Source organism: Streptococcus mitis (genome assembly GCF_002005545.1).
Classification (GTDB): Bacteria; Bacillota; Bacilli; order Lactobacillales; family Streptococcaceae; genus Streptococcus; species Streptococcus mitis_I.
On record NZ_LBMT01000001.1, the window covers coordinates 1696793 to 1709614 of the forward strand.

General features: G+C 39.2%; 12 protein-coding genes. 1 reads left to right on the top strand and 11 read right to left on the bottom strand.

Translation table 11 applies throughout. The features are described from left to right. Positions 1–7: 7 nt before the first annotated feature. From atpA to guaA, 7 genes are all read right to left on the bottom strand, one after another. Positions 8–1513, bottom strand: a complete 1506-nt coding sequence (gene atpA, locus QS39_RS08575) for a F0F1 ATP synthase subunit alpha (RefSeq protein ID WP_077805239.1) — start codon at positions 1511–1513, stop codon at positions 8–10. Positions 1514–1527: 14 nt separating this feature from the next. Continuing rightward, complete coding sequence (locus QS39_RS08580; RefSeq protein WP_077805240.1) at positions 1528–2064, bottom strand: F0F1 ATP synthase subunit delta; 537 nt, start codon at positions 2062–2064, stop codon at positions 1528–1530. Then, complete coding sequence (gene atpF, locus QS39_RS08585) at positions 2064–2558, bottom strand: F0F1 ATP synthase subunit B (RefSeq protein WP_000558549.1); 495 nt, start codon at positions 2556–2558, stop codon at positions 2064–2066. The genes QS39_RS08580 and atpF overlap by 1 nt, the downstream gene beginning before the upstream one ends. 13 nt (positions 2559–2571) lie before the next feature. Continuing rightward, complete coding sequence (atpB, locus tag QS39_RS08590; protein WP_000392863.1) at positions 2572–3285, bottom strand: F0F1 ATP synthase subunit A; 714 nt, start codon at positions 3283–3285, stop codon at positions 2572–2574. A gap of 32 nt (positions 3286–3317) precedes the next feature. Further along, positions 3318–3518 (bottom strand): F0F1 ATP synthase subunit C, encoded by a 201-nt coding sequence (locus QS39_RS08595; protein WP_001054559.1) that lies wholly within the window; start codon positions 3516–3518, stop codon positions 3318–3320. A 314-nt stretch (positions 3519–3832) separates the two neighbouring features. Beyond that, a complete protein-coding gene (locus QS39_RS08600; RefSeq protein WP_000169065.1) occupies positions 3833–5119 on the bottom strand; it encodes a peptidase U32 family protein in 1287 nt (428 codons plus the stop codon). Positions 5120–5324: 205 nt separating this feature from the next. Beyond that, complete coding sequence (gene guaA / locus QS39_RS08605; protein ID WP_077805241.1) at positions 5325–6887, bottom strand: glutamine-hydrolyzing GMP synthase; 1563 nt, start codon at positions 6885–6887, stop codon at positions 5325–5327. Positions 6888–7028: 141 nt separating this feature from the next. Between guaA and QS39_RS08610 the strand changes: the two genes are divergently transcribed. Further along, positions 7029–7727 (top strand): GntR family transcriptional regulator, encoded by a 699-nt coding sequence (locus tag QS39_RS08610; protein WP_000936191.1) that lies wholly within the window; start codon positions 7029–7031, stop codon positions 7725–7727. Positions 7728–7874: 147 nt separating this feature from the next. Here the strand turns inward: QS39_RS08610 and QS39_RS08620 are convergent, their stop codons facing one another. The 4 genes from QS39_RS08620 to QS39_RS08635 form a co-directional block, all read right to left on the bottom strand. Continuing rightward, positions 7875–8771 carry a DMT family transporter gene (locus QS39_RS08620; RefSeq protein WP_077805243.1) on the bottom strand — a complete coding sequence of 299 codons (897 nt, stop codon included), beginning with the start codon at positions 8769–8771 and terminating at the stop codon, positions 7875–7877. 8 nt (positions 8772–8779) lie between these two features. Next, positions 8780–9715 carry a serine hydrolase domain-containing protein gene (locus QS39_RS08625; protein WP_077805244.1) on the bottom strand — a complete coding sequence of 312 codons (936 nt, stop codon included), beginning with the start codon at positions 9713–9715 and terminating at the stop codon, positions 8780–8782. After that, positions 9712–10437, bottom strand: a complete 726-nt coding sequence (locus tag QS39_RS08630) for a CppA N-terminal domain-containing protein (RefSeq protein ID WP_077805245.1) — start codon at positions 10435–10437, stop codon at positions 9712–9714. The genes QS39_RS08625 and QS39_RS08630 overlap by 4 nt, the downstream gene beginning before the upstream one ends. 287 nt (positions 10438–10724) lie before the next feature. Beyond that, positions 10725–12776, bottom strand: a complete 2052-nt coding sequence (locus QS39_RS08635; RefSeq protein WP_077805246.1) for a thiol-activated cytolysin family protein — start codon at positions 12774–12776, stop codon at positions 10725–10727. Between the last annotated feature and the right edge of the window lie 46 nt (positions 12777–12822).

Consider the following 12822-nt stretch of genomic DNA (forward strand, 5'->3'; position numbering starts at 1 on the left):
TCTATTCTTATTGGAAGCTGGTTTGATTGAGAAACTCTGTAATCGCAGCATCCAAGACTGCTTCTTCTGGCAAGTCTTTTGTATCACGAATGGTTTCCAAAATCTCTGGATGTTGAGCATCAAAGAAGGCATGGAACTCTTCCTCGAAACGAACAATATCATCTACTGGAACAGTATCCAAGAAACCATGTGTCAAAGCATAGAGAATGGTTACTTGTTTCTCAACAGGTAATGGTTTGTGAACAGGTTGTTTCAAGACTTCAACTGTACGACGTCCACGGTTCAACTTAGCCTGTGTTGCCGCATCCAAGTCAGAACCAAACTTAGTGAAGGCTTCCAACTCACGGTATGAAGCAAGGTCGATACGAAGTGTACCAGCAACCTTTTTCATGGCTTTAATTTGTGCAGAACCACCTACACGTGATACAGATGAACCCGCATCAATGGCTGGACGAATACCCGCATTGAAGAGACCATCACCAAGGAAGATTTGTCCATCAGTGATTGAAATCACGTTGGTTGCGATATAGGCAGAGATATCTCCTGCTTGTGTCTCGATAAACGGTAGGGCTGTAATCGATCCACCACCAAGTTCATCAGAAACTTTAGCTGAGCGCTCAAGCAGACGGCTGTGAAGGTAGAAAACATCCCCTGGGAAAGCTTCACGACCTGGAGGACGACGAAGCAAGAGAGACAGTTCACGATAAGCTACCGCTTGTTTTGAAAGATCATCATAAACGATCAAAACATGCTTACCTTGGTACATAAATTCTTCTGCCATGGCAACCCCAGCATAAGGAGCTAGGAAAAGCAATGGAGATGGTTGTGAAGCAGAGGCTGTCACAACGATTGTGTAGTCCAAGGCACCGTACTGACGTAGTGTTTCTACTTGCGTACGAACTGTTGATTCTTTTTGTCCAATCGCAACATAGATACAGATCATATCTTGACCTTTTTGGTTCAAGATTGTATCAATCGCAATGGTTGTTTTCCCTGTCTGACGGTCACCGATAATCAACTCACGTTGACCACGACCAATCGGTACAAGGGCGTCAATAGCTTTCAAACCAGTTTGCAATGGTTCTGATACAGACTTACGTTGCATAACACCAGGAGCTGGCGCTTCTACTGGACGAGTTTTATTAGTGTGGATTTCTCCAAGACCGTCAACTGGACGACCAAGTGGGTCCACAACACGACCAATCAGACTTTCACCTACTGGGACTTCCATGATTTTACCTGTACGGCGGATTGTATCGCCTTCACGGATATCAGTAAAGTCACCCAGGATGATAATACCAACATCTGTTGACTCCAAGTTTTGAGCCATACCATAAGAGCCGTTTTCAAAAATCAACAACTCTCCACTCATGGCATTTTCAAGGCCGTGAGCACGCGCGATACCGTCCCCGATATAGGTTACAACACCTGTTTCAGTCACATCAAAATTGGGTTTGAAATTTTCAATTTGTTGCTTAATTAAAGCGCTGATTTCTTGTGCGTTAATTGCCAAAAGAACACCACTTTCTATTTCAAATTTTCTTTAACAACTTTAAGTTGTTGTTTAATACTCACATCAATTGTCTTGTGATTGGCAAAAATGACAAAACCACCAATAAGACTTTCATCGATTTGTTCTTTTACACTCCTTACTTTGAGAGACATTTTTTTCTCAATCAAAGGGAGCAAGCGATTCTTCTGTTCATCAGTTAAAGGATGAGCTGACGTAATCGTCACTTCAAATCGATTTGTTTCTTTTTCAAGTCGGTTCAAGCAATCTACAAGAATATCATAAAAAAGATTTGCTCTGTGATTGTAGATAAGAACCTGGATAAAGTTTTGCAATAAAGTCGACACTGAATCTTGGAAGAACGCAATCGTTTTTTCCTTGTCAGACTCGTCTACTGCCACTTTTTTTAAAAAAGAAGGTAAACCTGTTTCTTCAGCAACTTGCTTGATTTGAGCTAAGTCTGAAAAGATACGGTCTTCTTCTCCTTTTTCTAAAACCAATTGGACAAAAGGCATGCTGTATTTTTCAATTACCTTTACTGTTTTCTTGTCCATTAAGCTTCTCCTAACTGATCGATATACTGATCAATGAGTTCTTTATGGGCATGACCGTCAAGGTTTTGTGAGATGATTTTACCAGCCAAGCTGATTGTCAAATCTGCTACCTCACCCTTAACGCTTTGTAAAGCTTCAGCTTTGTTTTGAGCAATTTCTTGGTTTGCTTTTTCTTTTAAGCGTCCTGCTTCTAGTTTAGCATCTGCTAAAATACTAGCCTTACTTTTCTCAGCTGTTTCTTTCGCATTCTCAATGATTGTCTTAGCTTCTTTACGGCTACCAGCCAATTCATCTTCGCGTTTTTGAGCCAATACTTCTGCTTTTTGACGTGCTTCTTCAGCTCTGTCAATATCTGAAGCAATTTTTTCAGCTCTTTCTTCGAAAATGCCTGTAATATTAGACCATGCAAATTTTTTAATCAAGACTAGCAAAAGGATAAAAGAGCCAGCGATTAAAATAAAATTACCAATTAATTCACCTACTGTTACGTGCATCAGTTACTCCTTTCTACTCTTCATCATTAATTTTATTTCCTAGGTACATAGAGGATAATAGTGTAAAGACATAGGCCTGTACACAAGAAATGAACACGGAAAATGCAGTCCAAACTAAGTTTGTCCCAAATGCGATTGGATACCAAAAAATAGCCTGATGTGAAAGTAAGAGAAGCAAGCTTGTCATTACTTCACCTGCAAAGATATTCCCAAAAATCCGCAAAGCAAGAGAAAGGAAATTCGTGACTTCTTCAAGTAGATTCATCGGTGTCATAAATGCAGGAGTTACAAAACCTTTTAGGTATTGTTTAATCCCACGACGACGAATCCCCTCAATGTGCGCCATCACAATAATACAGAAAGACAAGACAAGGTCAAATGAAAGATTTGCAGTTGGCGATGTCCAAAGGTTTGTCCCATCTGTTGTTTGAAGTTTAGCCATCAAACCAAGATTATTGGCGATGACCATAAAAAGAAATAAACATAAGTAAAAGAGTGAGTAATCTTTCATGTAGTGGGAACCAAGGTTAGGTTCTGTAAATCCAATTACAAAATCATAGAGATACTCTAGTACATTTTGTTTACCTTTGGGTTTCAAGGTCATATTACGACTTGCCCAATAGATAAATGCAAAAATCAGAAACACAGACAGCAAAGTCAAGGCTGTCAAAGTTAAATCAAAGGTAACAGGACCAATATTGATGGTTGGATTGATACTTTCTTCCATCTAACATTCTCCCTTCTCCAATTTATATTTCGTTATTTAATAATAAATGAGAAGACAAGAGTTACGAAGAAAGTTCCTTCAATAAAGGCAACCCCTAAAAACATCAAGCTACGAAACTCAGCGATAATATCTGGTTGGCGAGCTACTGATTTCAACAAACCATTCATCAACATACCCTCACCAAGAGACACACCCATACAGGCAAGACATAGACCGAAAAATGTTAAATTCATGACGAATTCTCCTTTTAATTAAAATTTACTTACTTAGTTTAGTCCTAAAAATTGGATTTGTCAACTTTTTACTAACATTGAAAGCGTTTAATGAAAATTATTTACAATTTTACTATTTTTAAGCCTATTATATAGAAAACTTTGTAAAAAACTTGTAATAAATCCGACCATTATCTAGACATTTCTGAAAAATATTGAAAAAATCCGAGATGAAATCTCGGATGGAAATTAATATATTTTCTTTAACCTAATGTTCTTTAGTAAGTAGGATTAAAGGGAAAGTAGCTAGAAAACTTTCGTCTCCTACATGTTTATTAAGCACGAACTGTGACGCTGGTTCCATCTTCCTTATAAAGATTGATAAGGCCTTCTTTTAGAGCTCGAACCATGTCTCCAGCTTGAACAGGTTGTGGGACTTTGATTGTCAAGAGTTCCATCGGATTTGGAGCGCGGTCGATTTTATTGCCTTTGGCATCATGCAAATCTTCGATATAAGTTTCAAAGTGACGGAAACCTGGACCATAAAACTCTACTTGGTCTCCTTCGTTAATGACATTCCGTTGACGAATGGTTGCTGTTTGTGTCGCATCATCATAAGAAACCACTTCAGCGACAAACTTGTACTCAGGAATTTTACGACGAGCACCAAATAACTGTTCATTTTCAGATGGTGTACCGTAGTAGAAACCTGTTGCCAATTCACGTTGGGCAACCTTCCACATCTCATCAATCAAGTCTTGCTTGATAGCTTCAAACTTCTCTGGACTTTCTAGATAAGCATCAACAGCTGCCTTGTAGCAGTTGGTTACTGTTGATACGTAGTGAATAGACTTCATACGTCCTTCAATTTTTAGACTGTCCACACCATTTTCAATCATATCTGGAATATGGTCAATCATAGACATATCTACGGCTGACATTGAAAATTCTTCAGGAATCTCTCCCTTAAGGCTCTTACGTTCTTTCCCAAAAGGCATATCGTAAAGGTCGTACTTCCAACGGCAAGACTGAGAACATCCACCACGGTTGGCATCACGCATACTCATGTGGTTAGAAAGAGTACAACGACCAGAGTAAGAAATACACATGGCTCCGTGGACGAAAGCTTCAATCTCAACGTCTGTACGTTTGCGGATTTCAGCTAATTCTTCCATTGAAACCTCACGCGCCAAAACGACACGTGTTAAGCCCAGTTCTTTCCAGAACTCAAGAGTTTCATAGTTAGTCGCACTTGCTTGGGTAGAGAGGTGGATTTCAAGACCAGGCGCTTCAGTCGCTGCAATCATAATCAAGGCTGGGTCAGACACGATAACTGCCGCGATTCCGATATCACGTAATTTACGGAACCACTCACCAGCACCAGCCTCATTTCCTTCGTGCATAACCATGTTGGCAGCCACATAAACCTTAGCACCATACTTGGCCGCAAACTGGACACCTTCTTCCATCTGTTCGAAAGTAAAGTTTCCGGCACGGCTACGAAGACCATAGGCCTGACCACCGATAAAGACAGCATCTGCCCCATACTGAACAGCTACTTTTAACTTCTCTAAAGTCCCTGCAGGTGATAAAACCTCAGGACGTTTTAATGTTTTTGTCATGTTTTCTCCTATTTGCAATATAAAAGTTTGACGTTTTTCCTTCTCATTTTATAGTAAATAAGGGATAAAATCAAGCCTAGACAGATTGTTTTGACAATTCTAATCTTTTAGTAGTTGAAACAAGTAATCAAAAAAAACAGATAAAGCAAAAACCAGTATCCAAAAATACTGGCTAATTAAACTATATAAGATAGTCCTTAAATGACTATTCCCACTCAACTGTTGCAGGTGGTTTACTTGTAATGTCGTAGACGATACGGTTAACATGTTCCACTTCATTTACGATACGTACTGAGATTTTTTGAAGGACATCCCAAGGAATTTTAGCGAAATCAGCTGTCATACCATCGATAGAGGTGATGGCACGGATTGCAATCGTGTAGTCATATGTACGACCGTCACCCATAACACCGACTGAACGAACGCCTGTGTTCACTGTGAAGTATTGCCAGATATCGCGGTCAAGACCTGCTTTAGCAATTTCCTCACGAAGGATAGCGTCTGATTCACGAACGGTTTCTAGTTTCTCTTCAGTGATTTCTCCCATGACACGGATAGCAAGACCTGGGCCTGGGAATGGTTGGCGCCATACGATATGGTCTGGCATACCAAGCTCTGTACCAAGGGCACGAACTTCGTCCTTGTAAAGAGTGTTGAGTGGTTCTATCAATTCAAACTGCATGTCTTCTGGAAGACCACCCACGTTGTGGTGTGACTTGATAGTTTGAGCTGTATCTGTACCAGACTCGATAACGTCTGTGTATAAGGTACCTTGAGCAAGGAATTTCACATTTTTGAGCTTGCTTGCTTCGTCATCGAAGACATAGACAAACTCGTTACCGATGATTTTACGTTTTTGTTCTGGGTCAGAAACGCCAGCAAGTTTATCAAGGAAACGTTTAGCAGCGTCTGCTTTGACGATATTCAAACCAAACTTCCCACCAAGCATATCCATAACTTGGTCAGCTTCTCCTTTACGAAGAAGACCGTGGTCTACGAAAATACAGATCAATTGATCGCCAATCGCTTTTTGGAGAAGAACCCCAACGACAGATGAGTCAACCCCACCTGAAAGGCCAAGAAGGACACGTTTATCACCAACAGTTTCACGAATTTTTTGGATCTGCATATCAATGAAGTTATCCATTGACCAGTCGCCTTTAGCCTTACAGATGTTAAGGGCAAAGTTACGAAGGATATCATTTCCGTATACAGAATGACGAACTTCTGGGTGGAATTGGATACCGTAAATGTGCTTATCTGGGTTTTCAATGGCTGCATATGGGCAGTCAGCTGATGTACCTGTACGAACAAAGTCAGAAGGAATTTCAGTAACTGCATCACCATGGCTCATCAATACAGTTTGTTCATCAGGTGTTGATTCAAAAAGAGCTGATGGTGTGTGAGTTAGGGTTGATTGACCGTATTCACGATTTCCAGCATCACCTGCAGGGACAACTTTTCCTCCAAGTTTATGGGTCAATAACTGCATACCGTAACAAATTCCCAAAATAGGAATTCCGAGTTCGAAGATTTCTGGGTCAATATCGAATGAACCATCTTCATATACAGAGTTTGGACCACCTGAAAGGATGATTCCCACAGGATTGATTTCACGAACTTCAGCAGCTGAAATTTTATGGCTTTTTAGTTCTGAAAAAACACCAATCTCACGGATACGGCGTGAAATCAGCTGGTTGTACTGGCTACCATAGTCCAATACGATGATTTTTTCTACATCTTGCAAATCAGTTGAAATGTTGCTCATCTTTTTCCTTTCTCAAAAGAAATATCTTTTTTCAATATTCTATCACAAATAAGGGCGAATTACCAACTAAACAAGGCGAAGATTGACTTTTTCTAGTTTATTGAGGTACAATAGAGAAAAGATAGAAATGAAGTGAAAAATATGCTACCTGCTTATATGAAAATCCATGATCAGATTAAAAAGGATATTGACGAACATCGTTGGGCCATTGGTGAGAGACTTCCCAGTGAACGAGATTTAGCAGAGCAGTTTGCAGTCAGTCGCATGACCCTCCGCCAAGCCGTATCTCTATTAGTCGAAGAAGGCGTTTTAGAGCGTCGTGTAGGAAGCGGCACCTTTGTTTCCAGTACTCGAGTACAAGAAAAGATGAGAGGGACAACCAGTTTTACTGAAATTGTTAAGTCCCAAGGTAAAGTTCCCTCTAGCCAACTCATTTCCTACAGAAAAACTATTCCCAATGAGCAGGAAGTTGCCAAGCTAGGAATTTCTCCAACGGAGAATATTATCCGAATGGAACGGGTCCGCTATGCCGACCAAGTCCCTCTGGTTTATGAAGTTGCTTCTATTCCTGAAAAATTCATTAAGGACTTTAAAAAAGAAGAAATTACTAGTCATTTCTTCCAGACTCTACAAAAACATGGCTATCGTATCGGCAAATCACAACAGACCATCTATGCTCGCCTTGCTAAGGAAAAAATCGCTCACTATTTGGAAGTTGAAAAAGGACATGCTATTCTTGGGCTGACTCAGGTTTCCTACCTAGAAGACGGGACAGCTTTTGAATACGTAAAAAGTCAGTATGTAGGCGAACGCTTTGAATTTTATCTTGAAAACAATTAATACTCTTCGAAAATCAAATTCAAACCGCTTCAACGTCGCCTTGCCGTACTCAAGTACAGCCTGCGGCTAGTTTCCTAGTTTGCTCTTTGATTTTCATTGAGTATAAAATACTATGCAAAAACTCTCTGTCACGGACAAAGAGTCTTTTTATTTTTCTAAGAGTAAATCTTTCAACGAAATCAGGGTTACAGCAAACAATATCATTGCCATGCCAAGAAAATCAATAGGATAAAATTGTTCATTCATAATTAGGAAAGCAAAGAAAACCGCTGAAATTGGCTCAATTGAAGCCAACAAGCTTGACTTGACCGGTCCTATCAAACTGGCTCCTTTTAGAAAGGCTGTATAGGCAAAGACAGTCCCGATAAGGATAATGCCTGCAAAAGCAAGGAGAAAATCAAGACTAGTTGGGATAGCAGTCTGTAGAACCCCTGTAAAAGGAAGGGCGACCAAACCTGCTATGACCATTCCCACACCAATGACCAAACTGCTCCCCCACTTCTTAATCAAGGCTATGGGCAAAATGATATACAGGGCGTAAGTCAGAGCAGAAAAGAGACCCCAGAACAGACCTGCAGGTGTCATGGATAACTGGTTCAACTGCCCATGAGTGGCGATCAGGAAGGTTCCTCCGATGGCTAATATGATAGAAACAATCTCTCCCAGTGTAGGCGCCACCTTATCCTTGATACAGCTATAAATCAAAATTCCAACAGGACAAACATACTGAAGCACTGTCGCGGTACCTGCATTGGTCTCCTGAATAGCAGTTAGATAAGCAAATTGATTGAGGAAGAGGCCAATTAGAGCAAAAATGAGAAGAGACAACAAACTTTTTCTATCCTTTAAAAAGGCCAGCATTCTATCCTTTGCAGTAGCATAAGCCAAGAGCATGAGAATTCCACCAGCTATTAAAAGACGTAAGTTGGTCAAAACCAGAGCCGAAATTCCGTGCGCCATCAGGTATTGGCCACTCGTTCCTGACAAACCCCAAGCAATCCCAGCCACAACTGTTAATAAAGTCCCTTTTAAACTATTTGACATGTCTCTCCTTACTCTTCTTTGCGAATCAAGTCCATCACTTGATTGCGGTCTAAAATCCATTGAGCCCTCTCATCCTTTTCATAGGTACGATTCGATAGAAAAATAGCCGCTTCTTGCTTCTGGCGATTCCACATGATAAAGGTACCTGTATAGCCCGTATGGTCTAGCCAATCTCCTTCCAAATTCCATGCCAAAGAACGTTCCTTGTCATCCAAAGGAGAAAAATTTTGACTCAAGTCTCTTGCAAAATCATCTGCTAAATAGTGTTCTAAAAAGATTTGTAAATCCTTTACAGTCGAAAACAAACCAGCACTCCCTGCATGTCTGCCCAGGAGGCGAGCCTTGGGATCATGTACCAGACCTGCCTCGACACCTCTGACGGTTGGAACAGCAAGCTCAACAGGGCCAAACTTGGTTTCCGTCATTCCCCAAGGTTTCAAAACTTGTTCTTGTAAAATCACATCCAAGTCTTGATTAAAGATTCTTTCCAAAACAAAACCCAAAAGTAAAAAATGGACATCCGAATAAAGAAAGGCTGGTTGACTTCGTCTCTTAAGATGAAACATCGCTTCCTTTAATTCAGGTGCTGTTAAAAGATCACGATTGGGAATAAAAGGATCAAGATATGTTGCGTGAGTCAAGAGCTGGCGAATAGTGATGTCTGGATAATCACTCTCAGCTAAAAAATCTGTTACCGGTCTGTCAATATCTAATTGACCTTTTTCCCACAAAAAAGTAAAAACGGTGCCAACTCCAACAACCTTGCTGACACTAGCTAGGTCATAAACGAGTCCTGCCTCAGTCTGCAAGCCATGCTCTGGGTCACTCTGGCCTAAATAAAACTCCGTCCATTGATGGTCCTTAAAATACGCAAAAGAGGCTCCAGGATAAATCCCTGCCTCGATTTGTTCTTCTATTTTTTTAATAATCTTGGTCCACTTCATACTTCTTCAAACCACAATTCAACATTATTTCTATCTTTACCAAGGAAGAATTTTTCAGACTTAGGAATAAAATATTCGGTAGACTCAAACTTCTGGCGAAGACTTGCTATATCTAGTTCATTGACCAAGAACTTGATCATAGATAAATCCCAAGTAGCCGTATTGTCCACAGTCAAATCTTGACCCTGAGCTGGGATAAAATCAAGTGACGCTCCAATTTCAGATACTTCCAAGAAACTTTCGATATCGGTTGGGAAATGTAATTCCATAGAAATCTCAAATTTACTTAAAGAAATTGACTCCAGATCTGTTTGAAATCTAGGCTTTTCTTCTACTTCTACTAGACTTGCTCTGTCATCTTCTGCATGAATCAAAATCAAATCATTTTCGGGTGAAAAAATCTCAAAAGCGTAGCCATTTTGACCTTTATATAATTGATGAATCGAATCTGTTTTAGCTAATAAGGCCTCGATTTCTAAGGGATTTTCCACCTTGACAATCAATCTAGCCAGTTTTTTTCTTCCCTCTACCTTACGAGTGCGCATACTTGGAGCTTCTTCTAAAACCAGCTTTTCTAAACCTGTTTGATCACCTAGTGACAGAAAGGCTGACTCTTCTAATAAGGCCTTCATGCCAAGGGTTCCTATATAAAATGTTTCATTTAATTTTCTATTATTAACTTTTAAAGTAGGAATAATCCGTACAATCTGATTTACATTCATAAATTCCTCCAACTCTTTTATTTTAAAGGATTTTAGAATTTTTTACAAGAAATTATGCTCAGATTTACCAATTTTCACCCCATTAATAATTTTTCTTCAAAAGGCTGACCTAAAACTCCATTTTTAGGGAAACATACAAAAGTCAAAAAGTAGATAGGATAAACTGGAATGCTAATCAATGGATTGATAAGAAATAATTGACTGTCTTTGTTGATTTTTGATTACGGAGGAGTATTAGAAAGAAAAAGAACCAGCTCTTAGAACTGATTCCTTTTACAAGTGAAAAATTAGTTATTTTCAACTTTTTCATCGTATTTTGGTCTTAGTGTTGTACCTGAGTTAACAATGGTACGTTTTTGAACAAGAGGAAGGTCTGTGCGATTATAAACTGTACGCCATGGTTCCCAAACAAGACCTGTTTTTTCTTGAATCTTCACGCGAATATTGCGCACATTTCCTCTAAATTGAAGTTCAGTTTGGAAACCAGCTGTTCTGTTTTTACCATTATCTTCCCATTGACGTGAGCGAATGCTTTCAACTCCATCCTTATCATAAGTTACTTCATCCCAGTAAACATAGTAACGAGCGATATAAGCTCCCTTATGGTGTAATTTGAGGTAACCATTTTTATATGAAGTCACTTTAGTTTCAATGTAGTCTGTATTGCTTTGAATTGTGGCTACTTGATTATCTTTCAAGAATGCAGTCTTATAAGAAATTGGAACAGCAGGGTTTTGTGTACTGAAAGTAGCTCCTTCTTGAATCAATTTCTTCAAATCTTCTACTGTACCTGTCACAACACGTGCAGCACCATCAGCATTTCCACCTACGATTGAAACTGTTACAGTTGTATTCTTCAAAACACGTGCCCATTCAGATTCTGGTTTAATAGGCACCCCTTTGATGACAGCATTAATTGCTGCTTTCAACTCTGTACTCTTGCTTGTTGTTTCAAATTTGACATACATTTGACGTCCGTATGAAACGCTTGACACGTATACAGGAGGTGTTTTGTCATCAATTCCACGTGCTTTCAATTGATCAACCGTTACTCCTGGAGCAAATACATCTGATGGATTTTTTGGAGCATCAAAGTTAGCAGTATAGTAAATTTGTTTAAAATCAACAACTTCAACTTGTTTTTCACCCTTGTTCACAGCCTCAAAGTCAATTTTCAAATTAACACCGACTTTTTCAAAATCACTTCCGAATTTTGCTTTCAATTGATTCATGCTGTAAGCAGAAGTTGATTCGTACTGCATACGTGCTGGAGCAGGATTTTTCGCAGCATATTTTTCATGCCAACGATTTAACAAGGTATTCACACCTTCCTGCATACCACTTGCAGTTGGATTAGCATCTACATAGCTATCTCCGCCTACCATTCCAGGTAAATCAACACTGATTCTACCTTTGCTACGATCTAAACTAATTTGTTGTGGTTTGTTTTCTAGAAGGTCTTGATTTGCTTTAAATAAAGCACCTAAGAAGATATCTCCGTTACCATTAATAGCAACATCTGCAGAACCATTAGAAAGGTTTTTCTTCACTTTTTCCACAACCACAAATTCATTTCCTTGTTGCTTTGTGCTTGTATTAGTGTAATTTTCTAATGCTTCGCCTTTTCTAGTCAAAATATTTAGTTTATCGTAATTTAAACCAAATAAATAGTTATTTAGCTCTGCAGTATAATCTTTTTTAGCTTTACTTTCTGTTTTAACTTGGTTTTCTGTTTTCTTATCTGCTACTACTTTTTCTTCTTTTACAGCACGATATACTTCAACTTCTGCCAAACTAAGAGGAGTTTTAGATTTATTTAATTCAATTTTTACATATCGTGCATTAACTCCTGAGAATTGAACATCAATTGTTGGTTGATTGTTTAAGCTATCGACATGTTGACGAGTTACTTCCTTACCATCTTTATCTAACAAAATAACATCAAAATTAGATAAACGATTTGCTACATCCCCATCTCCACGATTGTAAATACGAACAGTTCCCACACCTTCTTCTTTTGCTAGATCAACTTTCCACCAAGAATGATCTTGAAAATTTGTATGAGTAACTGAGTGATGTCTGTAGTTATTATCTCGATTACCGTCAACCGCTCTAGAAGCATCTGCATCATAATAAGTCGAACTCTGACTTGCAGACTTATGAGCAGCAATATTTTCACCAGCAACTGCAGCAACGCTTGGTTCTGTTGCTTTTACTACATTTGTTTGAAATACAAGGCCAGAACCTAGCAAAAATGTTGCAATGGCAACACCACATACTCCAACGCTACGTTTACGAATAGAAAAACGAAATCCTTTATCTTGTTTGTTTTGAGACATACAAAACTCCTATATATTTGAACGAATTATTTCTCGAACGCGCTTT

What these genes read in the sequence shown, in the direction of transcription:
- atpB (WP_000392863.1), bottom strand. Translation starts at nt 3,285, where the DNA reads ATGGAAGAAAGTATCAATCCAACCATCAATATTGGTCCTGTTACCTTT.
- QS39_RS08625 (WP_077805244.1), bottom strand. Translation starts at nt 9,715, where the DNA reads ATGAAGTGGACCAAGATTATTAAAAAAATAGAAGAACAAATCGAGGCA.
- QS39_RS08595 (WP_001054559.1), bottom strand. Translation starts at nt 3,518, where the DNA reads ATGAATTTAACATTTTTCGGTCTATGTCTTGCCTGTATGGGTGTGTCT.
- atpF (WP_000558549.1), bottom strand. Translation starts at nt 2,558, where the DNA reads ATGCACGTAACAGTAGGTGAATTAATTGGTAATTTTATTTTAATCGCT.
- QS39_RS08635 (WP_077805246.1), bottom strand. Translation starts at nt 12,776, where the DNA reads ATGTCTCAAAACAAACAAGATAAAGGATTTCGTTTTTCTATTCGTAAA.
- QS39_RS08600 (WP_000169065.1), bottom strand. Translation starts at nt 5,119, where the DNA reads ATGACAAAAACATTAAAACGTCCTGAGGTTTTATCACCTGCAGGGACT.
- guaA (WP_077805241.1), bottom strand. Translation starts at nt 6,887, where the DNA reads ATGAGCAACATTTCAACTGATTTGCAAGATGTAGAAAAAATCATCGTA.
- QS39_RS08610 (WP_000936191.1), top strand. Translation starts at nt 7,029, where the DNA reads ATGCTACCTGCTTATATGAAAATCCATGATCAGATTAAAAAGGATATT.
- QS39_RS08620 (WP_077805243.1), bottom strand. Translation starts at nt 8,771, where the DNA reads ATGTCAAATAGTTTAAAAGGGACTTTATTAACAGTTGTGGCTGGGATT.
- QS39_RS08630 (WP_077805245.1), bottom strand. Translation starts at nt 10,437, where the DNA reads ATGAATGTAAATCAGATTGTACGGATTATTCCTACTTTAAAAGTTAAT.
- QS39_RS08580 (WP_077805240.1), bottom strand. Translation starts at nt 2,064, where the DNA reads ATGGACAAGAAAACAGTAAAGGTAATTGAAAAATACAGCATGCCTTTT.